At 29.0% G+C, this 25,169-nt stretch carries 25 protein-coding genes; 13 read left to right on the forward strand and 12 right to left on the reverse strand.

Going from position 1 to position 25,169, the window contains the following annotated elements:
- The first annotated feature begins 8 nt into the window (after positions 1 to 8).
- Positions 9 to 473, forward strand: a complete 465-nt coding sequence (locus ACSIGC_RS04330; RefSeq protein WP_442266929.1) for a hypothetical protein — start codon at positions 9 to 11, stop codon at positions 471 to 473.
- Positions 474 to 522: 49 nt separating this feature from the next.
- Here ACSIGC_RS04330 and ACSIGC_RS04335 read toward each other — a convergent pair whose 3' ends face one another.
- The 8 genes from ACSIGC_RS04335 to idi form a co-directional block, all read right to left on the reverse strand.
- Positions 523 to 723: a hypothetical protein gene (locus ACSIGC_RS04335; RefSeq protein WP_442266930.1), complete on the reverse strand. Its 201-nt coding sequence runs from the start codon at positions 721 to 723 to the stop codon at positions 523 to 525.
- A 127-nt stretch (positions 724 to 850) separates the two neighbouring features.
- Positions 851 to 1,117, reverse strand: a complete 267-nt coding sequence (locus ACSIGC_RS04340; RefSeq protein WP_442266931.1) for a hypothetical protein — start codon at positions 1,115 to 1,117, stop codon at positions 851 to 853.
- Between the two features lie 20 nt (positions 1,118 to 1,137).
- The gene (locus ACSIGC_RS04345) at positions 1,138 to 1,767 is read right to left on the reverse strand and encodes a CatA-like O-acetyltransferase (protein WP_442266932.1); all 630 of its coding nucleotides are present in this window, start codon (positions 1,765 to 1,767) and stop codon (positions 1,138 to 1,140) included.
- Positions 1,767 to 2,459: an HAD family hydrolase gene (locus ACSIGC_RS04350; RefSeq protein WP_442266933.1), complete on the reverse strand. Its 693-nt coding sequence runs from the start codon at positions 2,457 to 2,459 to the stop codon at positions 1,767 to 1,769. Before ACSIGC_RS04350 ends, ACSIGC_RS04345 begins: the two co-directional genes overlap by 1 nt.
- 1 nt (position 2,460) lies before the next feature.
- A complete protein-coding gene (gene kdsB, locus ACSIGC_RS04355; RefSeq protein ID WP_442266934.1) occupies positions 2,461 to 3,186 on the reverse strand; it encodes a 3-deoxy-manno-octulosonate cytidylyltransferase in 726 nt (241 codons plus the stop codon).
- A 208-nt stretch (positions 3,187 to 3,394) separates the two neighbouring features.
- Positions 3,395 to 4,369, reverse strand: coding sequence for a type I phosphomannose isomerase catalytic subunit (locus ACSIGC_RS04360; protein WP_442266935.1), 975 nt, complete (start codon positions 4,367 to 4,369; stop codon positions 3,395 to 3,397).
- Between the two features lie 12 nt (positions 4,370 to 4,381).
- Positions 4,382 to 4,795 carry a 6-pyruvoyl trahydropterin synthase family protein gene (locus ACSIGC_RS04365; protein WP_442266936.1) on the reverse strand — a complete coding sequence of 138 codons (414 nt, stop codon included), beginning with the start codon at positions 4,793 to 4,795 and terminating at the stop codon, positions 4,382 to 4,384.
- Positions 4,788 to 5,324 carry an isopentenyl-diphosphate Delta-isomerase gene (idi, locus tag ACSIGC_RS04370; protein WP_442266937.1) on the reverse strand — a complete coding sequence of 179 codons (537 nt, stop codon included), beginning with the start codon at positions 5,322 to 5,324 and terminating at the stop codon, positions 4,788 to 4,790. Before idi ends, ACSIGC_RS04365 begins: the two co-directional genes overlap by 8 nt.
- Before the next feature lie 147 nt (positions 5,325 to 5,471).
- Between idi and ACSIGC_RS04375 the strand changes: the two genes are divergently transcribed.
- From ACSIGC_RS04375 to ACSIGC_RS04410, 8 genes are all read left to right on the forward strand, one after another.
- Positions 5,472 to 6,140, forward strand: coding sequence for a peptidylprolyl isomerase (locus ACSIGC_RS04375; RefSeq protein ID WP_442266938.1), 669 nt, complete (start codon positions 5,472 to 5,474; stop codon positions 6,138 to 6,140).
- An 80-nt stretch (positions 6,141 to 6,220) separates the two neighbouring features.
- The gene (locus ACSIGC_RS04380; protein WP_442266939.1) at positions 6,221 to 7,810 is read left to right on the forward strand and encodes a peptide chain release factor 3; all 1,590 of its coding nucleotides are present in this window, start codon (positions 6,221 to 6,223) and stop codon (positions 7,808 to 7,810) included.
- Between the two features lie 11 nt (positions 7,811 to 7,821).
- Positions 7,822 to 9,375, forward strand: a complete 1,554-nt coding sequence (locus ACSIGC_RS04385) for a hypothetical protein (RefSeq protein ID WP_442266940.1) — start codon at positions 7,822 to 7,824, stop codon at positions 9,373 to 9,375.
- A 9-nt stretch (positions 9,376 to 9,384) separates the two neighbouring features.
- The gene (locus ACSIGC_RS04390; RefSeq protein ID WP_442266941.1) at positions 9,385 to 10,314 is read left to right on the forward strand and encodes a peptidylprolyl isomerase; all 930 of its coding nucleotides are present in this window, start codon (positions 9,385 to 9,387) and stop codon (positions 10,312 to 10,314) included.
- A gap of 281 nt (positions 10,315 to 10,595) precedes the next feature.
- Positions 10,596 to 11,273, forward strand: a complete 678-nt coding sequence (locus tag ACSIGC_RS04395; RefSeq protein WP_442266942.1) for an energy transducer TonB — start codon at positions 10,596 to 10,598, stop codon at positions 11,271 to 11,273.
- A 165-nt stretch (positions 11,274 to 11,438) separates the two neighbouring features.
- Positions 11,439 to 12,524, forward strand: a complete 1,086-nt coding sequence (locus ACSIGC_RS04400; protein ID WP_442266943.1) for an energy transducer TonB — start codon at positions 11,439 to 11,441, stop codon at positions 12,522 to 12,524.
- 69 nt (positions 12,525 to 12,593) lie between these two features.
- Positions 12,594 to 13,061, forward strand: coding sequence for an Mpo1 family 2-hydroxy fatty acid dioxygenase (locus ACSIGC_RS04405; protein WP_442266944.1), 468 nt, complete (start codon positions 12,594 to 12,596; stop codon positions 13,059 to 13,061).
- A gap of 6 nt (positions 13,062 to 13,067) precedes the next feature.
- The gene (locus ACSIGC_RS04410) at positions 13,068 to 13,412 is read left to right on the forward strand and encodes a tRNA-binding protein (protein WP_442266945.1); all 345 of its coding nucleotides are present in this window, start codon (positions 13,068 to 13,070) and stop codon (positions 13,410 to 13,412) included.
- 33 nt (positions 13,413 to 13,445) lie between these two features.
- Here ACSIGC_RS04410 and ACSIGC_RS04415 read toward each other — a convergent pair whose 3' ends face one another.
- Together ACSIGC_RS04415 and ACSIGC_RS04420 are read right to left on the reverse strand one after the other, a co-directional pair.
- Positions 13,446 to 15,950 (reverse strand): M14 family metallopeptidase, encoded by a 2,505-nt coding sequence (locus tag ACSIGC_RS04415; protein ID WP_442266946.1) that lies wholly within the window; start codon positions 15,948 to 15,950, stop codon positions 13,446 to 13,448.
- Positions 15,951 to 16,066: 116 nt separating this feature from the next.
- Positions 16,067 to 16,225: a YqaE/Pmp3 family membrane protein gene (locus tag ACSIGC_RS04420; protein ID WP_442266947.1), complete on the reverse strand. Its 159-nt coding sequence runs from the start codon at positions 16,223 to 16,225 to the stop codon at positions 16,067 to 16,069.
- A gap of 269 nt (positions 16,226 to 16,494) precedes the next feature.
- On the opposite strand from ACSIGC_RS04420, the gene hglS reads away from it, so the two are divergent.
- The 4 genes from hglS (at position 16,495) to ACSIGC_RS04440 (ending at position 21,997) form a co-directional block, all read left to right on the forward strand.
- Positions 16,495 to 17,925 (forward strand): 2-oxoadipate dioxygenase/decarboxylase HglS, encoded by a 1,431-nt coding sequence (gene hglS, locus ACSIGC_RS04425; protein ID WP_442266948.1) that lies wholly within the window; start codon positions 16,495 to 16,497, stop codon positions 17,923 to 17,925.
- Positions 17,926 to 17,955: 30 nt separating this feature from the next.
- On the forward strand, positions 17,956 to 18,414 hold the full coding sequence (locus ACSIGC_RS04430) for an Lrp/AsnC family transcriptional regulator (RefSeq protein WP_442266949.1): 459 nt from the start codon (positions 17,956 to 17,958) through the stop codon (positions 18,412 to 18,414).
- Positions 18,415 to 18,581: 167 nt separating this feature from the next.
- On the forward strand, positions 18,582 to 21,479 hold the full coding sequence (locus ACSIGC_RS04435; RefSeq protein ID WP_442266950.1) for an FAD-binding and (Fe-S)-binding domain-containing protein: 2,898 nt from the start codon (positions 18,582 to 18,584) through the stop codon (positions 21,477 to 21,479).
- Between the two features lie 65 nt (positions 21,480 to 21,544).
- The gene (locus tag ACSIGC_RS04440) at positions 21,545 to 21,997 is read left to right on the forward strand and encodes a hypothetical protein (RefSeq protein ID WP_442266951.1); all 453 of its coding nucleotides are present in this window, start codon (positions 21,545 to 21,547) and stop codon (positions 21,995 to 21,997) included.
- Between the two features lie 61 nt (positions 21,998 to 22,058).
- Here the strand turns inward: ACSIGC_RS04440 and ACSIGC_RS04445 are convergent, their stop codons facing one another.
- Both ACSIGC_RS04445 and ACSIGC_RS04450 read right to left on the reverse strand, forming a co-directional pair.
- Positions 22,059 to 24,206 carry an OmpA family protein gene (locus ACSIGC_RS04445; protein WP_442266952.1) on the reverse strand — a complete coding sequence of 716 codons (2,148 nt, stop codon included), beginning with the start codon at positions 24,204 to 24,206 and terminating at the stop codon, positions 22,059 to 22,061.
- Between the two features lie 11 nt (positions 24,207 to 24,217).
- Positions 24,218 to 25,150 carry a PorP/SprF family type IX secretion system membrane protein gene (locus ACSIGC_RS04450; RefSeq protein ID WP_442266953.1) on the reverse strand — a complete coding sequence of 311 codons (933 nt, stop codon included), beginning with the start codon at positions 25,148 to 25,150 and terminating at the stop codon, positions 24,218 to 24,220.
- Between the last annotated feature and the right edge of the window lie 19 nt (positions 25,151 to 25,169).

A 25,169-nucleotide genomic window follows, 5' to 3' on the forward strand; every position in this document is an offset into this window, starting at 1 on the left:
TTTAGAAAATGAAAAAAATAATACTTTTTATAATATTAATTTTTATCTCATTCGCAACTTTTGCTCAAAAACCAGATAAAGCAAGGATTCTAAAAGCAAAAAAAATTGCTTTTATAACAGAAAACTTAGATCTTTCTGAGAAAGAAGCAGAAAAATTTTGGCCTTTGTATAATAAATACACTAAAGCTAAACATAAGTTGTATAAACAAGAAAAGGAAGAAATCAAAAACAAAATAAAATCCGCTGGTGGTTTAAATAATATCAGTGAAGAACAAGCTCGACGATACTTAAAATTATTTCATAAAATTAAAGCTTCACACGAAGAAATTAAAGCTTCATTTCATAAAGATCTCTTAGTTTTTTTGTCTGCAAAAAAAGTTCTTCAATTAGAAATTTTAGAGCATCGATTTAATAAAACAATGATTAAACGTTTTAAAGAAAGAAGAGGAAGGAATAGACGAATAGATAATTAAAATAAAAAATGTATATAAATAAAAAAGAAGCTATTTTATAGCTTCTTTTTTATTTATTATCTATTACTCCCATACAAACATAAAGTTCAGGTTTATTCGCAGTATACTCTTTTACCCAAATAACTAACTCATTTATTTCATAAGGTAATAATCTTTTCATTGCTTTTTCTAATTCTTTACAAAATAGTTCTGTATTAAAACTCACTTTCTGTAATACCACTTTGGTATATTCGAACATTGCTCTTGGCATAAGTTAAGGGAATTTGAATTATTACATTTTAAATATACAAAAAAAACAAAAGCTACTTGTTAAAATACTATCAAAAAAAACTCTATTTCTTAAAGAAATAGAGTTTTTTTGTTTGAAATTTATTTTTTTATAATGCATTTACTTTATCGACTAAAGTTCTTGCTTGTTGTTCTAGTTCAGAACTAATGCTTTTAAAATGAGATTTTCTATTTTCTACATCTTTAGCATTCACCTTGTCTAATAATCCATCAAAAGCAGCAATAGCCTCATCAATTATTCCTTGTGATTTAGCAGTGTCAGCTCCAGGATTTTCTAACTCCCACAAATAACATTCTTCAATAATATCTCCTAGAGTATAATTGATATCTTTCTTTAAATTTTTAACGCTTGCCATAATTAAAATTTTTGACAAAATTAGTCGATTTTATCCAAACCTTTCTGAAAATTTTCAAAAAACTTACCAACATGATACCCATCTACCAAAGCATGATTTACATTAACTGCTACTGGCATTAACCATTTCTTGTTTTCTTTAAAAATTTTACCAAATGACAATTGAGGAACACTATCATTTTTATTTCCAGAAACAGGTTCTTTATGACTAGTAAAACTAAACCATGGTAAAGCAGAACAATGAAAACAACCTAAAGAATATTTTAAAGGAAATAGATCTACAGAGTTTAAAATACGTTCTTTTTCTTTCAAGAAGTTATTATGGAAAATTTCATAATTATTATCAAATTCAATAAATGAAAAACCAAAGGTTTTATCTTCTCTTAAAATTGTTGCTGAAGCATCTAACTTCTCATAAATCGTAATTTTGTTTTCTTCAATTCTATATTTAAAATTTTCCACAGAATTTAGTGCTTTAGTGCACTCGTGTAAATATGTAGTAAAAAAAGATTTTTGTTTTATTTTGCAAATACTATGAACATTAGTTACATCAATATTTACTACAGTTGCAAAAGTAGGATCGTTTAATGATCTAAAATGTTCATATATTTCTTTTCTATTCCATTTTTCAATATCTAAATATGACTTCATTACAATAATTTGATAACTTCTTTAATTTTAGACAATGTTTTGTACTCTGTTATTGATTTTTGTTCTTTAGAAACTGTTTCATGTGCCCAAGTTGTATGGAAAGGAATATGAATAGCCGAGGCTCCTATTTCTATAAGTGGTAATACATCTGATTTTAAAGAATTCCCTATCATTAACAAGTTAGAAGGGTTTATGTCTAAACGTCGTAACATTTTTTTATAATCAACAGGCTTTTTTTCACTCATTACTTCAACATGATGAAAATATTCAGAAATTCCAGATTTTTCTAGTTTACGTTGTTGATCTAACAAATCACCTTTAGTTGCTACAATTAATTTATATTTTCCTTGTAATTGCTGTAAAACCTCTTCTACTCCATCTAATAATTCTATTGGTTTTTCTAACATTTCTTTACCAATATTAAGGATTCTATCTAAAGTTTTTTGAGGTATTTGGTAGTTAGATAATTCTAAAGCACTTTCTATCATAGAAAGTGTAAATCCTTTCACACCATATCCATATAATTCTAAATTATCAATTTCCTTTTTAAATAACTCTTGATGAATTTTATTTTCAGTCTCATAATCATTTAAAAGCTCAGCAAATTCATCTTCTGCATCTCTAAAATATGTCTCATTTACCCACAACGTATCATCCGCATCAAATGCTATCACTTTTACATCTTTATACATATTAAAATAATTTTTTTGCTTTTTCTAAATCCTCAGGAGTATCTATACCAATGGATTCTACTGAAGTTTCAATCATTTTTATTTTTTTACCAACTTCTAAATAACGTATAGCCTCAATTTTTTCTGCTGCTTCTAAAGGAGTCATTGGTGTATTATAAAAATCCATTAATGCATTTTTTCTAAATGCATAAACACCTTTATGCTTGAAATAATTCACTTTTAAAGTTTGATCTCTATGATAAGGAATTACAGATCTTGAAAAATAAATTGCAAAATTATTCTGATCGGTAATTACTTTTACATTATTTGGGTTTTCTATATCCTCAAGAGTATTCATTTTCACTTTTAAAGAAGCTAAATCAATCGTCTTATTAACATCGTCTTTAAATACTTCAATTAATTTTCTTAGTGAAACTTCGTCTATAAAAGGTTCATCTCCTTGTACATTAATCACAATATCTACATCTAAATCTTCAACAGCTTCTGCAATTCTATCAGAACCACAATCATGTTCTTTTTTACTCATAATTACCTTTCCATCTGCAGCCTTAATTACATCATAAATAACATCTGAATCAGTTACAACATATACATCATCGAATAATTTCGTGTGCAATGCACTTTCATAAGTTCGTAAAATAACAGGCTTACCTGCTAAGTCTTTCATCAGTTTTCCAGGAAATCGACTTGCATTAAATCGAGCAGGAATCATTGCGATAATTTTCATAAAAAATGGTCATTATAATAGGTCAAAGATACATATTTACATATTCTGAAAATAGCACTTTAAAAATGTTAAAAAACCAAAACTTTAACATTTATAATACGGAGTCGGTTTTGCTACTGATAGTAATCTGACTATGTTTGAGTAAATTCTTTTGTAAGTTAATTTGGTTTGTTTGTTTAAAAAGCTCAAAACTTAGATTTTGGGCTTTTTATTTTATATACACCTCTAAAAGCTCAGATTTTTCGACTGATTTAAGACTAAACTCTTTAAATTTTGCAGGAACTAATAATGTTTCTCCAGCTATTAAAACTTCTTCTTGATCTTCATACTTGAAACTTACCTTACCAGATATACATATGTAAATCACAAAACTATCTTTATCTTGATGATTTATTGATTGCTCTCCTTCAATCGGCAAAACACTAGTTGTAAAGTAAGGACAGGAAACGATTTCTGAAGAAGCATTAAGTTCCTCTTTATAAGAAGTTTTATAATCAGGAATAGCTTTAAAATCAATAGCATCTAAAGCTAATTCTGTATGTAATTCTCTGTAATTCCCTTCTGAATCTTGGCGATCCCAATCATAAATACGATAAGTAATATCTGAAGTTTGTTGAATTTCTGCTAATAATACTCCGGCTCCGATAGCGTGAATTCTACCTGTAGGAATAAAATAAACATCTCCTTTTTTAACCTCATCAACATTTAAGATATCTAGAAGTGATTTGTCATCTAAATGTTTTAAATACTCTTCTTTATTACTGTCTTTTTGAAACCCTACAATTAAGTTTGCTTTTTCATCAGCTTGCATTACATACCACATTTCCGTCTTACCAAATGAATTGTGGCGCTCTTTTGCTAATTTATCATTAGGATGTAATTGAATACTTAACGGAGTTTTAGCATCTATAAACTTTATTAATAAAGGAAATTTTTCTCCAAATTGCTTAAAAACCTTATCTCCAACTAAATCACCTTGATAAGTTTTTATCAATTTTTTTAAATCTGTACCTTTTAAATTTCCATTTGCTACAACAGAAGTATCTCCTTTTACATCTGAAATCTCCCAACTTTCACCTAAACTTTCAGATTCAGATTCTTTGTTTAAATATTTACCTAGTTTGTTTCCACCCCATATCTTTTCCTTTAATATTGGAGTGAATTTAAAAAATTGATTAAGCATTTTAGTATTTTATTATTTCCCTGAATATGTTACAAAATTCCTTGGAGTTTCATAGAGAGTAATTTCCATATCTAAATCTTCAGAAATATGAGAGCGTAATTTATTATAAATAACCACCGAAATATTTTCTGCAGTTGGATTCAAATCTTTAAATTCTTCTACCTCAACATTAAGATTCTTATGATCGAATGCCTCCTCTACTTCTGATTTTATAATATTTTTTAATTTTCCTAAATCGTAAACATAACCAGTCTCTTCATTTATTTCACCTGTTAAAGAAACAATAAGTTCATAATTATGCCCATGAAAGTTAACATTGCTACATTTATTAAAAATCTCAAAATTCTTTTCATCTGACCAATCCTTTCTATACAATCTATGAGCAGCATTAAAATGTGCTTTTCTATGAACAGTAACTCTAGGCATTTTTATTACTATTAAAATTAGCTATTTTATCGTATGATTTTTCAAATATAATTTTAAACCAAGCAGTATATTCATTTGGATTTTTCTCTATATCTGATTTTACATCATCTAATAGCATCCATTTATAACTTTCTACTTCTTCAGGATTAATTTCTGGCTCACCATTATAATATCCAATCATTACATGATCTAATTCATGTTCTGTAAGACCATTATCAAAAGGGGCTTTATAAATGAAAGAAAACACCTCTTCTAGCTCACACGAAAACCCCATTTCTTCTTGTAAACGTCTTTTACCAGCTTCAATATTTTGTTCACCTTGTCTTTGGTGTGAGCAACAAGTGTTCGTCCACAACAAAGGAGAATGATATTTATCTTTAGCTCTTTGCTGAAGCATTAATTCATTTTTATTATTAAATATAAATACTGAAAAAGCCCTGTGAAGTAATGCTTTTTCATGAGCTTCCATTTTAGGCATTAATCCAACTTCATTGTCTTGCTCATCAACTAAAATTACGTTTTCTATCATACAATACAAATGTAATAAATTATATCTCCTACAAAAAGTATTGATATAAATCATTCTTATGTAAACATCAACTATATTTACACTTTCATTAAAATAAAAATCATGATTTTTTTAAGGTTTTTTATCTTATTCTTTATCTGCTTTTCCATGTGTAATTGTACACAAACTAAAAAAGAAACAATACAACCAAAAGCTGAGCCTATCATTGTAAAAAGAGAAGATAAAAAAAAGAAACCAGTAAATAAAAAGGAAATAGAACCTAGTTGGGATACTTTAACTAAAAAAAATGCTCAAGAGTTTTTTAAGAAATACGGAGAACTGAATAAAGAGACAAAAGTTATTATAAAAACTAGCTTTGGAAATATTAAATTGAAATTATATAATGACACCCCGATACATAGAGCAAATTTTATCTTTTTAACTAAAATTAAATATTTTAATACTGCTTATTTTTATCGAGTTACAAAAGACTTTGTAGTACAAGGTGGTGATTCAGATTTACAATCGACTGCTAGATTTAGAAAAAAATATCAACATTATCGATTAAAACCAGAGATCAGAAAAAGAAGAAGACATCGCTATGGTTCGCTGGCTGCAGCAAAAGATGCAGAAAATAATCCTAAAAAATTATCAAGTCCATTTAACTTTTATATTGTACAAAGTAAAGCTGGAGCAAAACACCTAGATGGTAATCATACTGTATTTGGCGAAGTGATTTCTGGGTTCTCTACTATTGAAAAAATCGCACAGGTTAGAGTTGGTAGCGACGATTGGCCACTCGTAGATATTCCAATGACTGTTGAAATTATTAAGTAATTAAATAGTATTTTTTCAATTAAAATTCTAATTGTTAATCCTCTTTTAAAAAACTAACTTTGCCACTTCAATTTTTGCAGATGAGTTTTTTAGAAGAAATACAAAAAAGAAGAACATTCGGAATTATATCTCACCCAGATGCGGGTAAAACAACATTAACAGAAAAACTATTACTTTTTGGTGGAGCCATTCAAGAGGCAGGAGCGGTAAAAAGTAATAAAATTAAAAAAGGGGCTACTTCCGATTTCATGGAAATAGAACGTCAGCGTGGTATTTCTGTTGCAACCTCTGTTCTTGCTTTCAATTATAAAGAAAAGAAAATTAATATTCTTGATACTCCTGGTCACAAGGATTTTGCTGAAGATACATTTAGAACGTTAACTGCTGTTGATAGTGTAATTGTTGTTATTGATGTAGCAAAAGGTGTCGAGGAACAAACTGAAAAACTAGTTCAAGTTTGTAGGATGCGTAATATTCCAATGATTGTTTTTATCAATAAGTTAGATCGTGAAGGTAAAGATGCATTTGATCTTTTAGACGAAGTTGAACAAAAATTAGGACTAAAAGTTACACCTTTAAGTTTCCCTATCGGAATGGGATACGATTTTAAAGGAATATATAACATCTGGGAAAAGAAAATTAATATTTTCTCTGGTGATAATAAACAAACTATTTCTGAAGGTGTTGAGTTTGACGATGTAAATAATCCTGAGTTGGACGAACTTGTTGGAGAAGCTGCTGCTGAAACACTTCGCGAAGAATTAGAATTGGTTTACGAAGTATACCCCGACTTTGATAAACAAGCTTATGATAACGGACAACTACAACCTGTATTCTTTGGTTCTGCTTTAAATAATTTTGGAGTTAAAGAACTATTAGATTGTTTTATTGAAATTGCTCCAAATCCTCAACCTAAAATGTCGGACACTCGTTTAGTCGATTCTAAAGAAAATAAATTAACAGGATTTGTTTTCAAAATTCACGCGAATATGGACCCTAAACACAGAGACCGTTTGGCTTTCGTTAAAATCGTTTCAGGAACATTCAAAAGAAATACTCCATATTTACACGTTCGTAATAATAAAAAGGTAAAGTTTTCTAGTCCGAATGCTTTCTTTGCTGAAAAGAAAGAAATTGTTGAAGAATCTTTTGCTGGTGATATTGTTGGACTTCACGATACTGGTAACTTTAAAATTGGGGATACATTAACTGAAGGAGAAAAATTAAACTTCAAAGGAATCCCAAGTTTCTCTCCAGAACATTTCCGTTATGTAAACAATGCAGATCCATTAAAAGCGAAACAATTATATAAAGGTTTAGACCAATTAATGGATGAAGGAGTTGCCCAGTTATTTACTTTAGATATGAACGGACGAAAAATTATTGGTACTGTTGGTGCACTTCAGTATGAAGTAATTCAATATCGTTTAGAACATGAATACAATGCTAAATGTACTTACGAAAATATTGCTGTACACAAGGCTTGTTGGGTAGAACCAGAAGATGAAAAGAACGAAGAATTCAAAGAATTCAAACGTGTAAAGCAACGTTATTTAGCTAAAGACAAACAAGGACAATTAGTTTTCTTAGCAGATTCTCCATTTACTATTCAAATGACTCAAAGTAAATTTCCAACAGTGAAATTACATTTTACAAGTGAATTCAATTAATTTTTTGATTTATGAAAAAAACGATTCAGTTCATTTTTCTTCTTTTTGTTACCACAACTGTATGTAGTCAAAAAGATATTTCTGAATTAAAAGGAAAAGAATTAAACAACAGAGTTCGTTTAAATTTTATTCCAGTTTCAATGCCAGACAATCCTAGATTTACAGAATCTAAAATGGGGTTGGTCGGACTACATTATCAAATACCTTTTAACGACTGGTTATACGGTGGAGTTGGTTTTCATTTTGCTGTAACTGGAGATCAAGGTGGATTATTCACTTTAGGTGCAGAACTAGGTATCAATAAAAAAATAATTGACAATCTTTATTTTGATGCTAACTTCCACTTCGGTGGCGGTGGTGGTTATAGAGTTTTAGTAAATGATGGAGCATTTATCAATCCGAATATTGGTTTACAATACAAAAAGAAAAACTATGGTTTTGGAGTACAATTCAGTCATTTAAATTTTTATACAGGAAGTATAAAAGATAACTCTGTTTCTTTCTTTGTTGAAATTCCAAGTATTTTCAGATATACAGATTATGAAAATGCAAATCAACAATTTACTAATACTTTAGGAAATGATTCTTATTGGAAAAGACCTGTTGTTAAAAATACACAGCAAGTTCGTTTCGATTTCTTTTTCCCTTTCGGAGCATCTAAAAAAGATAATGGAAATCCTTTAGATAATACCTTATATGTATTAGGTTTCGAATATCAGAAGTATATTAACAATAACACATTTTTATTCGCGCATACCGATGCTATATATAAAGGATTAAGAGCTGGTTTTATGGATTTATTTGTTGGTGCTGGTTATCATCCGTATCAATCAAAGTATATCAATGTTTTTGGAAAACTAGCTGTTGGTGCAGCTGGAGGAAGAATTGCTCCTGAAGGCGGACTAACTGTTTATCCTTCTGCTGGGTTAGATTTAAAAATTTCAGATAATCTAGCATTAAGCGGACATGGTGGATATTACAAAGCTTTAGATGGTAATTTTGAAGCCTACACTTTAGGTTTCGGATTAAAATATATGAACTTAAGTAGCGGAACTGAAACTTCAGAAAGCACAACAAATACAAACTTTAAAACTCAAGGAATTTCAGCATCTATACAAAATCAAACGTATTTTAAAGTCCAAAAAACAGATGATCCTAATAATGTATTAGTAACCGATTTGCAATTATTGGCTTTAAACTTTACTTACGATATCTTTAATAATGTATACTTAATTGGTGAAGCTGGTTTTGCTTACGGAGGAAGATCTGGTGGTTATGCACATGGATTAGCTGGTTTTGGTGTAAAAACAAATACATTTTTAAATCATAAAGTAAATGCTTTTGTAAATTTAGTTGGAGGTGCTGCAGGTGGTGCCGGTGTAGATACTGATGAAGGAATTGTAGTAAGACCAACTGTAGGATTCAATTATTTCGCAACTAACAATATAGCTTTACATGTTTCTGGTGGAAAATTATATTCGCCTTTCGGAAATGTAAATTCAAACAACTTTAATATAGGTATAAGTTATAACTTTGCCTCACTTAAAAATAACACTGACAAATAATAATTTATAATGAATAACGGAATATACGCAAAGTTCACTACTCCAAAAGGAGACATTTTAGTGAATTTAGAATACGAAAAAACTCCTGGAACAGTTGGTAACTTTGTTGCTTTAGCTGAAGGAAATTTAGAAAATGCAGCTCGTCCTCAAGGTGAGCCTTATTATAATGGATTAAAGTTTCATAGAGTTATTGCTGACTTTATGATTCAAGGTGGTTGTCCACAAGGAACAGGTACTGGAAATCCAGGTTATAAATTTGACGATGAAATTCACCCAGAATTAAAGCACGATGCTCCTGGAAAACTTTCTATGGCAAATGCAGGACCAGGAACTAACGGCTCTCAATTCTTTATTACTCATGTTGCTACACCATGGTTAGACGGAAAGCATACTGTTTTTGGTAGTGTAATTGAAGGACAAAATGTTGTTGATGCTGTTGAGCAAGGTGACGATATGAATGTTGAAATTTTAAGAGTTGGTGAAACTGCTGAAGCTTGGAATGCAGTTGAAGCTTTCAGATCTTTTGAAGGAGAACGTGAAAAAAGAGAAGCAGCTGAAAAAGCAAAGCAAAAAGAACTTTTAGATCAAGTTGCTGCTGGTTATGATGAAACTCCAAGCGGATTACGTTATAAAATCATTCAAAAAGGTGAAGGAAAAAAAGCAACTAAAGGAGCAATGGTTTCTGTACACTATAAAGGACAATTATTAGACGGAACTGTTTTTGATTCTTCATACAAGCGTAAACAACCAATTGATTTTGCTATTGGAGTTGGTCAAGTAATTCCTGGATGGGATGAAGGAATCCAATTATTACAAGTTGGAGATAAAGCACGCTTAGTTATTCCTTCAAACTTAGCTTATGGATCAAGTGGAGCTGGTGGTGTAATTCCTCCTGATGCTACTTTAATTTTCGATGTGGAATTAATGAATGTAAAATAAAACTGTTAATAAACAGTAAACCAATCAAATAAAAAGCTAATTTATTAACAAATGTTAATGAATTAGCTTTTTTAATTATTTAATTTTGAATTAATTAGAGATTTACTGATACAGATATTAACTGATTGTAAATTTATTATAAAAAAAATAATAATTAATAACTATCTTTTTTATCTGATTTAACTTTTCTATAAAAGATACTTAACATAATAAAATAACTTAAAACCGAACTTTGTAAATGATGATATAGTAAATTTAACAATAAAATTCCCCTCAAAAGCATGAAACATACTTTCCCCCCAGTCCTTGTAGTGATTTTTATATTATTTTCAATCTCTTTAAAATCTCAATCAAAAAATACTTGTGATACCCCAAATGAATCCCTTATTAATGATCTTAATAGTATATCAAAATGCACTATTAAAAAAGAATCAGACAATAAAAGAAAAGTCACTTTAAATATTTCCTCTAATAAAACAAGAAAAAGAGTAATTAGAAAAAGAGACAAGGTAAATTCATTAGGAAATGCAACCAATAAACTAAAAAAAGAAATTAACAACCATAATAAAATTGAAGTCCGTAACAAACTTATAACCAAAAAAGTAGTTACACAAGAAATTTTATTTTCTATAGTTGACGAAGTTCCATTATTTCCAAAATGTAGTAATATTGATAATAAAAGTGATTGTTTTAACGAACAATTCTCAAAACATTTCGCAAAATATTTCGATCCAGAAAGAGCTTCAGATGAAGGAATTAACGGACGTGTATTTTTACAATTTACTATTGATATAAAAGGAAATGTAAACAATCTTCTTATTAAATCTAAAAAAAACAATAAACAACTTGAATTAGAAATTGAAAGAGTGGTAAGTAAATTACCAAAGTTTTCTCCAGGAAAACACAATGGTTTACCTGTTAATGTTAAGTATAGTTTACCCATAAATTTCAGTAATTAAAATAGACATTAAAATTCTTGGCATATTTTTTGGGATAGAATATTTGCGTAGCTAATTTATGTATAGCGTTAATTTGCAACAGATTAAAAAAATCGTATAAATTTTTTTTAATCGACATAAATTCATATCTTAGCCGCATAGATAATCTCTAATCCCTAAGAAAGTATGTTTAAAAAAGTTTTCGCAATTGCTGCTATCTTCCTATTTCAGCAATTTGCATTTTCTCAATCAAAAGATGAAACATGTGATACTCCTGCAGGTGATCCTGCTTTAGACTTAAACAGTATTACAAAATGTTCAGTAGACAGCAAAGATGGAAAAACAAAAAAAATATCTGTTGAAGTAACATCTAGACGAAGAGTTATTCGTAAAAGAGATGCTGTTACAGGTGTAAATACTTCTAGTGCTACTTCTAACAAATTAGCTGAATTAAAGAAAAAAGCTTCTTTAGTAGGTAATTTAGATTTAAGTAGTGAAGATGTTGTAGAGAAAGTTCCTTTCAACCTTGTTGAAGAAATTCCTTTATTTGAAGATTGTGAAAAAGTTGCAATTTTTAAACAAGAAAAATGTTTTAAGAAAAATATAGACGATCATATCAAAAGACATTTTTCATATCCTGGAAAAGCCTATGAAGAGTCTATTCAAGGTAGAGTATTAGTACAATTTGTTATTGATAAAAATGGTGATGTTGCTGATTTAAACGTAAGAGGACCTTACCAAGGTGAATTATTAGAAAAAGAAGCTATTCGTATCATCAAGAGGTTACCTAAATTTAAACCAGGTAAGCATAATGGAAAAAGCGTTAAAGTTAAATATGGTGTTCCAATTAATTTTAGAATCCCAGGAAAAAGACCTTCTAACGTTAAAAGAGTAAAAAAGATTCCAGAAAACACTAAAGATATCTTCGGGTTTAAAAGTGTAGATTCAGTTCCTTTATTTAGTGATTGTAATTCTAAAGATTCTCAAAGTTGTTTTAATGTTCAGTTTTCAAAATTCATTAATGAAAACTTTGCATATCCTGAAGAAGCTAAGAGAAAAAATATTCAAGGTAAAGTTACTGCATCATTTATTGTAGATACAAATGGAGATGTTGTAAACATAAGAGCTAAAGGACCTGAAGGAGGTAAAGTTTTAGAAGATGCTTTAGTTTCGATATTAAATAGAATGCCAAAGTTAAAGCCTGCTATTAGAAAAGGTGTTAGGGTAAAAGTTAGATACAGCTTCCCTATTAACTTTGCACTTAACAAGTAATATACTAAAAGAGATTTATATATTTTAAAGGTCAGAATTAATTCTGACCTTTTTTTAATTTAAAAAATTATGAAAACAGCTCAACAATGGTTTGAAGAATATGCTATAAGTCACCAAAATAAAACTAACCAGTTAATTCATTATATATGCGTACCTGCAATTTTTTTTAGTGTTATGGGGTTATTAATGACTATACCTAAAACTATTCTTAAAAACACTTTAAATCTTTATAATCCACTTATTGAAAATTGGGCTTTTATAATTGGTATTTTCTTATCAGTATTCTTCTATTTAAGATTAGGTTTTTGGTACTTTATAAAAATGTTAATTTTTATGCTTCTTGCTATTGCTGGTAACAATTGGATAAATAATCATTCAAACTTATTAATAATTTCAATAATTACTTTTGTTATTGCTTGGATTGGTCAATTTTATGGACATAAAGTTGAAGGAAAAAAACCTTCATTTATTAAAGATTTACAATTCTTATTAATTGGTCCATTATGGGTCATAGAGAAATTATCATCTAAAAAATAACTGGTAATGGATACTACTATTAATTTTGATGATTTTTTAAAAATAGATATTAGAGTTGGTACTATTATAAGTGTTAATGACTTTCCTAAAGCAAGAAAACCAGCTTATCAATTAACAATAGATTTTGGTAATACTATAGGTATTAAAAAAACTAGTGCACAAATTACAAGTTTATATAGTAAAGAAGATTTAATTAATAAGAAGGTAAACTGTATTATTAATTTTAAACCTAAGCAAATAGCAAATTTTATGAGTGAATGCTTAGTATTGGGTGTATATAATGATAATAATAAAGTAGTCTTATTATCTAATTCTAAACAAAATATAAAAAATGGAACTCAAGTTTCTTAAAATTACTTGAATTCCATTTCTGATATTATTCATTTACATTTTGTCTCCAAAGAAAACTGCATTCATCAATAACTTATTTGTTCCGAACCAAAATGCTCTAAAGTTAGTATTATCTGTAAAAACTAAAACTTTTCCTCTACCTAATTGGCTAGCTTTGAAAGGTACTGTTTCTTTTAATTGCTCTAAATTAGCTTTAGAAATATATCCACTCAATAATGGTTCATTAGTGTAACGAATAGGATTATTAAAACTATTTTTATCAGCTTTTATAAATAAAGTACTATTTCTAAATAATGCAATTGAATTATTTTTATATCCAAAATTTACAGGATGTGATCTGTCTAAACTTGCTTTAAATATTGCTCCTCCAATTACTTGAGCTCCTGAAAACAACCTTCTATCTTCGAATTTAATTTTTTTAGCTATTAGAGGTTTTTTACTACTAAACTCTAACTTAATAAACTTCTTATTAGATAACCAACGAGATGCATTTTTATAACCAATAAGAATACCTCCATTTATTGTCCACTCTTTTAACTTGCTATCAACAATATTATCCAATGAAGATACATTTGGTATTATGATCGTTGAATATTTTGAAAGATCAGTTCTCTTGAAATTAGAAACATCAAGCTTTGTAATACGCATATCAAATCTTTGATCGAATAAATGCCAGATCTCTCCTGCATCGCTTGGCGATATTCCATTTCCTACTAAAACAGCGACTTTCTGTTTCTTAATGTTTCTGAAATTATTACTACCCAAATCAATACCATCATTAAGTCCTGTATTAACACCAAAAATATTTAAATGGCTATCTTTAGCTCTTTCAGATAAAAATTCAAAAAGTTCTTTACTGTTAAGTTCTTGATTTTGAACAGGTATAAAAATAGTTCCATAATCATAAGTATTCTTACCATTTATAAAAGTTTTCATAGCAACTTTTGCACGTAAGCCTTTATTTAATATACTATTTAATACTTTAGGTGCATAATATTCATTCCAAGGCATTAAATAACCTACTTCACTTTTAAAATCAATATTTCCTTCTTGTAATACTGGCTTCTTAATTTCATCACCTACTTTAGATAAAGAAACATCTTTTAAGAAATCTACACCAAAAGCATGATTGAATGTCCATGCAGAAACATCGTAAAATAAACTATCTTGAAAACTCTTTCTTACATCGAACATTGCATTTATTAATCGTACATTTTTCTGATTTAAAGGTACTGCATAACTAGAGTTTTTCTTAAATCTTATATTTCCTTCTTTAAAATCATTCTTTAATTTGTGTACTTTAACCTTATGCCTGTGTAACACTTCTGCTAACTTATAAGCCTTAGCTGCATCTTTTTCATCACCAAAAATAATAGCTTTATCTTTTTCAAACGATTTTGAATTCTTGTAAAAATTTTGTTGATAATTTAATAATTTAACACGCATTTTGTTTGCTGCTTCTAAAGTAGAAAGCGTTGCTGTAAACTGATTACGAATAGTAAATGGAAACGTTAAAATTCCATTGTCTGTTTCTTGTGCATGCCCCCTAGAACTTCCTTGTTCAAATAAAATTCCTATTCCGCCATTTATATCAGGAAAAGTAGAACCTTTTCCATAATAAAAATCATCGAAATTTTCTTCTGAATAATATAACGAACCCATTTTATCTAAAGCTTTAGCGTGATATTTAGCTATTTCTTTAGTTAATTCTTGATTTAACTTTGGAGTTAAAGGATGCGTTCTACTTTGTATACCTGGTTGAAAGAAAAATGTAGAATTACTTCCCATTTCATGATGATCAGTAAGTACATTTGGTAACCATTCATGAAAAGTTTTAATACGAACTTTACTTTCCGGCAATTGTACAGGTAACCAATCTCTATTCATATCAAACCAATAATGATTTGTTCTTCCTCTTGGCCAAACCTCAGTATACTCCCTATCATTTGGATCTGCATTAATATTTTTAGACTTATTACTGTTTGCCCAATACGAAAAACGTTGTAAACCGTCTGGGTTTAAAGAAGGATCAAATAAAATCACTGTATTTTTTAATAAATCATCTATCTGGTTTCCTTGAGCTGCCGCTAAATAATAGGCCGCAATTAATGCAGCATTTGAACCACTTGCTTCATTTCCATGAATAGAAAAACCTTGATAAACTACAACAGGTAAATTTGAAACATCAACGGTACTATTATCTGTTAATTCAATATGTTTCTTTCTTATATGTTCTAATCTATTATGATTTTTGGCTGAAGTAATCTTTAACAAAATTAAAGGCCTATCTTCATAAGTCTTTCCTCTTTCTTCAATAACAATTCGATCTGAAACTTTAGCTAAAGTTTTCATATAATAAATCAACTTATCATGAGTAATGTGCCACTCTCCTACTTCATGACCAATTACTGATTTGGGAGTAGGAATATTTTTATTATAAGTTACATTTTTTGGTAAATAATAAGATAAATCTAATTTGCTTTGTGCAAAAGAAGACAAGATTACTGAAAACAGTAATAGTGTAATTTTTTTTTTCATTTTGAAGTATTCGGTGTATATAACAAAGATATAACCAATAGTTTGAACTTTAGTAGAATACCTAAATGAAACTAAATTTTAAGAAAAAATTAATATTTAACTAAAATAAATAAAAGTTAACTGTTAGGATTATTTAAAATCACTAAAGCACCGATTACTCCTGGAATCCATCCGCAAAGTGTTAATAGAAAAATAATAATAAAAGAACCACAACCCTTATCGATTATAGAAAGTGGAGGAAAGATAATAGCTAGTAAAACTCTTAATATATTCATATATAAAATTGCCTTTTTTATTTAAAAGACGTCTAAAAATTCATTTTGTTACACTAGATGATTACTATTCTCCATAGCATACAAATTATTATAAAAAATCAAATTGATTTTTTACAACCTCTTTTTTAATTAAAAATGTTTTTTCTATTTTAGAAACAACCACTATAAAATCATATAAACTCAAAAAAACCTTTTTAAATGCAAATTTTACTTTTAATAGATAAAATAAAAATTAAATTCATTTATTTTGTATTAAAATTTAACAAAAAATGTCTTCAAAAAATATAGTAGAAAGTTCAAATGACATTACAAATTCATTTGTAACACCAGAATATATTCGTAATCGTTTTGCTTCAATCATGTCTGACATGTATAAAAACGAAGTACCTCTTTACGGTGAATTACTAAATTTAGTACATGATATTAACGATTCTGTTCTTAAAGAATCAAAAGAAATTAAAGAACAGTTAGCTAATACAGGAGAAATAACTCGATTAAACATGGAACGACATGGAGCAATTCGTTTAGGTAAACCTTATGAGTTATTTACAATGAGACGTTTATTTAAAGTTATGGGAATGTTTCCGGTTGGATACTATGATTTAGCAACTGCTGGCGTACCTGTACATTCTACAGCGTTTAGAGCTATTGAAAATACAGCTCTTAATCAAGCTCCATTTAGAGTTTTTACTTCTTTATTACGTTTAGATTTAATTGATGATAATGATTTACGTGAACGTGTTGAAAATATTTTAGAAGATCGACAAATATTTACAGACAAAGCCTTGGAGTTAATCGATAAATCTGAAAAAGAAGGAGGATTAAACAAAGAAGATGCTGAAATATTTGTTCAAGAAGCATTAGAAACATTTAGATGGCATGATACAGCAACTGTAGATTATGAAATGTATGAAGCGTTACTTGGGCAACATCGTTTAATTGCTGATGTAGTTGCATTTAAAGGCCCACACATCAATCACCTAACCCCAAGAAGTTTAGATATAGATAAAGTACAAGCAAGTATGGAAGCTCGTAATATTCCACCAAAAGATAATATCGAAGGACCACCAACTAGAAAATGCCCTATTTTACTACGTCAAACAAGTTTTAAGGCACTGACTGAAAAGGTTACTTTTAAAAATGATGCAGAAAATGGGAAAATGGGTGAACATAAAGCTCGTTTTGGGGAAATTGAACAACGTGGAGCCGCTTTGACTCAAAAAGGACTTGACTTATATAATGATTTACTTGGTAAAACACGTAAAGCAATTGGAGGTTCTCCAAATGCCGAAAATGCAGCTGAGTACAACAAATTATTACAAGAAAACTTTACAGTTTTTCCAGATAATTATGCTGAATTACATTCAGAGAAATTAGCTTATTTCCATTATTTTACTACTGAAAAAGCTAAAAATATTTCTAAAGATCGTTTATTTACTAAGGAAGATCTTTTTCAGCTATTAGAAGACGGTTATTTAAAAATAGAACCTATGGTTTACGAGGATTTCTTGCCTGTAAGTGCAGCAGGAATTTTTGCTTCAAACTTAGGAACAGAAGATGCCAAACGTAATTATGAAGGAACTTCTAATCAATTATTATTTGAAAAAGATTTAGGAGCTCCAGTATATGAATTAATGAAATGGTATGAAGATATGCAAGATGAAACTATCCTGAAATGTTTAGTTGAATTAAATGCATAGTTTTATATTTAATTTTACAAAATCATTCTTTTGAAAAATCAATTTGACTATATAGATCGACAAATTTTATCAAAACTTAGAGAAGATGCTAGAAAAGCATTTTCACAAATCGCTGAAGAATTAAATGTTTCTAATTCTTTAATTCATCAACGCATTAAAAAATTAACTGCTGAAGGAGTGATTAAAAATGCTGAGTTTGTTCTTGATGAGAAAAAACTAGGTTATAAAACAAAATCGTATACTGGTATTCGTTTAAGAGAAGCTAGATTTGCAAAAGAAGTAATGCGAGAGCTTGAAAAAATAGATGAAATTGTTGAATGTAATTTTGTTTCTGGTAGTTACGCTATTTTTATTCTTACCTACACTCGTGATAACGAACATTTACAAAAAGTTTTATACGACAAAGTGCATTTAATTAATGGTGTTGCCGGTACAGATTCTTTCATATGTTTTGATACTTGTTTCAAAAGAAATTCTGTAATTCAATAATTGTCTTTTTTGTGAAATAACAACACTTTTTTTGCCATATTCTCAGCAAAATAGTTTTTAAAGAAAAATTGATGTTTTGAATCATAAGATTGTAGTAAATTAGAGGTTTTGATTCAAAAATCAATAGAAATCAACACAACATTTAAAAGGTAAATTCCTTATTTATCATGACACTAGACAAACAACTACAAATTGTTTCAGAAAAATTATCAGGTGAACTCGTATTTGATAATCTTCATAAAAGTATATATGCAACAGATGCTTCAGTATATAGAAAAATACCAACAGCAGTTGCTTTTCCTAAAACTATTGAAGATATTAAAATATTAATCGATTTTTCTATACAACACAATATTACTTTAGTTCCTAGAACTGCAGGTACTTCGTTAGCTGGACAGTGTGTTAGTGATGGAATTATTGTTGATGTTTCAAAACACTTTACAAATGTTCTTGCCTTTGATGAAAAAAATAAAACCATTACTGTAGAACCAGGAATTATTAGAGACGATTTAAATCGTTTTTTAAAACCTTACGGATTATTTTTTGGTCCGAATACATCTACTTCAAATCGTTGTATGATTGGTGGTATGGTCGGAAATAATTCTTCTGGAAGTACTTCTATTCGATATGGTGTTACAAGAGATAAAGTAATCGCTATCGATGCTCTTTTATCCGATGGATCTAAAGCTACTTTTTCTGAAATTTCCTCTCAAGAATTCCGTAAAAAGACAACTCAAGATGATTTAGAAGGGAAAATATATAAATCAATTTTCTTTGAATTAAGTTCTAAAGAAACTCAAGATGAAATTTTAAAAGAGTTTCCGAAAGCTGCAATTCATAGAAGAAATACAGGTTATGCTGTTGATGAGTTTTTGACTTCAAATTTATTTGGAGGTGAAGATGATACCGTTAACACAGCCAAATTTCTTTCAGGAAGTGAAGGAACTTTAGCTTTTATGACTGCTATTACGATTCAATTAGACGACCTTCCTCCTACTCATAGCATTATGGTTACTCCGCATTTTACCAGTGTAAATGAGAGTTTAAAAGCTACAATTACAACTATGAATCATAATTTATTCACTTGTGAATTAATGGATAAAGTGATTTTAGATTGTACTAAAAATAACAGAGAACAAGCTAAGAATAGATTTTTTATTCAGGGAGATCCTGAAGCTGTTTTAATGTTAGAAGTTAAAGCCGATTCTAAAGAAAAAGTTGAAGAGTTAGCCGATAAATTAATTCAAGATTTAAAAGACAATAATTTCGGATATCATTATCCTAAAGTTTTTGGTGATGATATTAAAAAAGTTCTAGATTTAAGAAAAGCTGGACTTGGATTATTAGGGAATATGATTGGTGATAAAAAAGCGGTAGCTTGTATTGAAGATACTGCTGTGGATTTACATGATTTACCTGAATACATTGAAGAATTTTCTGCAATTATGGACAAATACCAGCAACAGGCTGTGTATTATGCGCATGCCGGAGCTGGAGAATTGCATTTAAGACCTATTTTGAATCTTAAGAAAGCAGAAGATGTTGATTTATTTAGAAAAATAACAACGGAAACTGCAGAACTTGTAAAGAAATATAATGGTTCTTTTAGTGGTGAACATGGAGATGGAATTGTAAGGGCTGAATTTATTCCTTTAATGATCGGTGATCGTAATTACCAACTTTTAAAACGTATTAAAAAAGCTTTTGATCCGAATAACGTATTCAATAAAGGAAAGATAACTGATGCTTTTAAAATGGATGAAAGTTTGCGTTATGAAGTTGATCGAAATGAACCAGAAATTAATACCATTTTTGATTTTTCTGATAGTGAAGGAATTTTAAGATTAGCGGAAAAATGTAATGGCTCTGGTGATTGTAGAAAATCTCCTGAAGCAGGCGGAACTCTTTGTCCGAGTTACAGAGCCACTAAAGACGAAAAAGACACTACTAGATCGAGAGCCAATGCTTTACGTGAATTTTTAACGAACTCAGATCAAGTAAATAAGTTTAATCATAAAGAATTAAAAACTGTTTTCGATTTATGTTTAAGTTGTAAAGCTTGTGCTAGTGAATGCCCTAGTAATGTTGATGTTGCTTCTTTAAAAGCAGAGTTTTTATATCAATATCAAGAAACTAATGGATATTCTTTCAGAAGTAAATTATTTGCAAATAATGCAAAATATAATAAATTAGGAAGCAAATTTCCTACAATTACAAACTTCTTAACCAATACGAGTTTAGCTAAAAAAGTAATGGGAGTTGCACCAGAAAGAACAGTTCCAAAGTTGGCTAAACAAACCTTAGATGCTTGGTTAAAGAAAACGAATCAGAAAGATAGCGAAAAAACGGTATTGTTATTTAATGATGAGTTCACCAATTTTTATGATACTGAAATTGGAAAAGATTCAATAGTTGTATTAAATGCTTTAGGATATAAGGCTGAGGTTTTAAATCATGAAGAAAGCGGACGAAGTTATATTTCAAAAGGTTTTCTAAAAGAAGCTAAAACTATCGCGAATAAAAATGTTGAATTATTTAAAGATAAAGTTTCCAAAAACAAACCTTTAATAGGAATTGAACCTTCTGCTATTTTAACTTTTAGAGATGAATATTTACGATTAGCTGATAATAAAAAAGCGGCTACTGAAATTGCTGAACATACATTTACTATTGAAGAGTTTCTTTCGAAAGAAATTGAGAAAGGAAATATAACTTCTAGTCAATTTACTTCTTCTAGTAAAGAAATTAAGATTCATGGTCATTGTCATCAAAAATCTTTGTCTACCACAAATTCGATTTTTACAATGCTTAATATTCCTGAAAACTATACTGTTCGAATTATGAATACAGGTTGTTGTGGTATGGCTGGCTCATTTGGATACGAAAAAGAGCATTATAAGGTTAGTATGCAAGTTGGTGAAGATACTTTATTCAAAAAGGTTAGAAATGCTTCTAACAGCACAGAAATAGCTGCTTCAGGTACAAGCTGTAGACATCAAATATATGACGGAACAAGTAAAATAGCGAAACATCCAATCACCTTACTAAAAGAGGCTTTAATCTAAATAATTGAAAATCATTATTTTATTTCGTATATTTAAGAATATCTAACTTTTAAAAATTCTTAAATATGAGCACTAATAAAATAATTTTTAAGAATGGTTTACTTATCTATTCTTGTATTGTTGCTTTTTTTCTATTGATGAAAGTCTTAGGATTAGATAATGTTTCTGAACTCCGTTTTTTAAATTTTCTTTTTGTTTTTTATGGTGTTAACAGAGCTATAAAACAAAATATAGACCTAAATGAACAGGAATCTTATTTTAATAATTTTTATGTTGGTTTTGGTTCTTCTGTTATTGGTATTGCTTTAACGATTATAGGTTTAATCGTTTATGTAGGTTTTATTGATCCAAACTTTATGTCTGTATTAGAAAATTCTTCATTTTGGGGAAAAGAACTTAGTTTAGAAATGGTTGTATTTGCATTATCTATTGAAGGAACTGCATCTTCTGTTATGTGTTCTTTTATTTTAATGCAGTATTATAAAAACTATAAATCGACCTCTAGTATTTTAACATAAAAAAAGCGAGAAAGTAAACTTTCTCGCTTAAACTTAAAATAATTTAGGGATTATTTAAAAATTAGTTACAATCTTCTTCACTTTTGTAACATTTATTGTCACGTTTTCCAAGTCTTCCTTTTAGGAGTTTTCTTTTTGGAGTGCGTATTCTTCTTAACCTTTGCATTATCGCTTTTTGATCTTTATAACCTTTTCTATCAATAATTCTAGGTTTACTATTTTCTATTGTTATCTCATTTTTACCGCTAACAATATAGAAATATGATCTTCTATTTAATTGATGTTCTTCTTCTGAACATTTTTTACTGTTCTTATCATCACAATGATTTAATAACTTATCTTCTCCATAACCAATTGCACTTTCTATTCTACTAGACGCAATTCCTCTTGAGATTAAGAAATCTCTTGTAGATTTTGCTCTTCTATCAGATAACTTTCTATTATAAGCTTTTCCTCCTCTACTATCTGTATGAGATTCAATTTTTATAATCATTTTTGGATGATTATTCATAACAGCAACAATATTCTCAAGTTCGTATTGTGCATCTTCTCTAATAAAAGATTTATTAAAATCGAAATAAATTGGTTTAATTACGATTTGATTACCTACGATTAATGGATCTAATATTAAATCAACTCTAATTACTTTACCATTTTCCTTTGTTAAATTAAAGTCTTTTTTTGCTGCCGATCTATAATCTCTTTGTTCTGCAATAACAGATAAAACATCGGTACCACAAACTACTTTATCAAAACTGTATTTACCTTCACTATTTGTTAAAGCTTCATTTACGATTGTACCAGTGGCTTTATCTACTAATTTTATAATAGCATTTGCTATTGGAGCTTTAGTTACTTTATCTGTAAGAGTACCTGTGATAGTTTGTAAACATTCTTTTGGTTTAGGTAATTGAGAAATATAAAAACTGTAAATATCATCGTCTCCTTTTCCTTTTGACCTATTTGAAGAAAAGAATCCTTTTTTTCCTGTAGCATCTACATAAAAAGCGAAATCATCTTTTTTACTATTGAAAGGAAAATCAAGGTTTACAACTTTACTAAAAGTTCCATCTTCATAAATTTTTGTTTGAAAAATATCTAAAAGACCAAGGCCTCTATGTCCATTAGAAGAAAAGAATAACACACCATCTTCAGAAACAAAAGGGAACATTTCCTTTTCTGATGTATTTACTGTATTTCCTAAATTGATTGGTTTCCCATAACCATCTTCGTTAATTTCAACCTTAAAAATGTCTGTTGCACCTATAGAACCAGGCATATCAGAAGTAAAATACAATGTTTTTTCATCTGGACTTAAAGCTGGATGACCGACTGAATAATTATCACTGTTAAATGGTAATTCTTCTATATTCTCCCAATTATCATTTATATTCTCTGCTTTATATAATTTTAGGTTTACCGTTTGTTTTTTATCCTTTCGAAGTTTTTTTCCGTCATAATTTACTCTAGAGAAATACATGTATTTTCCATCTTTAGTAAAAACGGCAGAAGATTCATGAAATGATGTGTTTACTGGTGATGATAATATCTTTTTATCTTGAACACCGTAAATGGTATCGTACTTTGTATTTTCTAACTTTTGAATATAGCTTTTCGATTTATATAGGTTTAAAAACGGTTGATTATTCCACCTGTAAACTTTTTCTCCTTTGATTCCTTTAGGTGCAGCTGAAGCATAATATATTTCATCTTTAAAAATTACTCCTCCAAAATCTGAAAAAGGTGTATTTATTGCTAAATTTCTAATACTTATTTTCTTTCTTCCACCATTAATAAAATCTTGAAAATGATTAACTTTATCTATATATTTTTTTTTGTTATCGCTAACATCATTCTTATTTAAAGCTATATAAATTGAATCTGATTTTTTTGATTTACCATTACTTTTAAGAACTTGTGCGTACTTAAAAAGATAGTTAGGATTTGTTTCTTTTGAATCTTCGATTAATTTTTTATACCATATTTCTGCTTCTTCTGTTCTAGAGTTGTTGTAATAAGAATCTCCAATTCTTTGTAAAATATATTTAGAAGTATCACCTTTTTCATAAACTGCTTCATAAATTTTAGCCGCTTTAAAATATGCAAATTCTTCAAAATATCTATCAGCAACTCTTTTGCTTTGAGATAATAATGGTAATGTTGTTAGTAGTGTTAGAATTAAAGTGGTTGATAGTGTCTGTTTTTTCATTATGATAAGCTTTAAAAAAATCTGGGGGATTTCATTCTAGCCTGTTTAAAAATTTCGTATCGTAAAAGTACTTCATGTGTTCCGCTATTAACTACGTTATAATTTGAAGTAGTTAAATCGAAAGCATATCCTATGTGTAATGATTCACTTGCCTGAAAACCAGCTAAGGCAGCAACAGAATCGTCCCATCTCCAAGCTACTCCAACTCTAAACTTCTCATTAAATAAGAAATTAGCAGAAACATCTATTGATAATGGTGCTCCAAAAACTAATTTAGCTAATGCAGCAGGTTTAAATTTTATATTTTCATTAAGGTCGAAAACATAACCTGCAATTAAAAAATAGTGCAATCTTTCAACTGCTGTTTCACCAACTGTATTAGTAGCGTCATAATGCTCTTGACGTAAAAAGTTAGGTACAGATAAACCTATATACCATTTAGGTTCATGATAATAAATACCTGCACCAACAGTTGGTAAAAACCTATTATTAATATTTTGAGCAAATGTAGGATCAGCTCCATCTCCATTAGGGTTACCTATACTCCAATCTACATTTAAAAGTCTACCTCCTAATTTCAAACCAAAAGCAAGATTTCCCTCATCTCCAGTTTGAACTGTATAAGAAACATTACCATCAAGATATGTTTCATGTGACGGTCCTAATCTATCATTTACTAAATTAATTCCTATACCTAATCCACTATAACCTATAGGTGAGTCATAACTTAAATTTTGAGTATCTGGTGCCCCTTCAAAACCAACCCATTGAGTTCTTCCTAAAGCAGTAAGTACTGTATGTCCTTTTGATCCAACATAAGCAGGATTTACAGACATTGTATTTAGCATATACTGTGTATAATGCGGATCTTGCTGAGATATAGCATCTGTCACAAAACAGATGCTAATCATTAAAACTATTTTTCTTAATAAAAGTGACTTCATTATTTATTTTTACACTTTA

The sequence above is a fragment of the Tenacibaculum aquaeponti genome (assembly GCF_052084715.1).
Classification (GTDB): Bacteria; Bacteroidota; Bacteroidia; order Flavobacteriales; family Flavobacteriaceae; genus Polaribacter.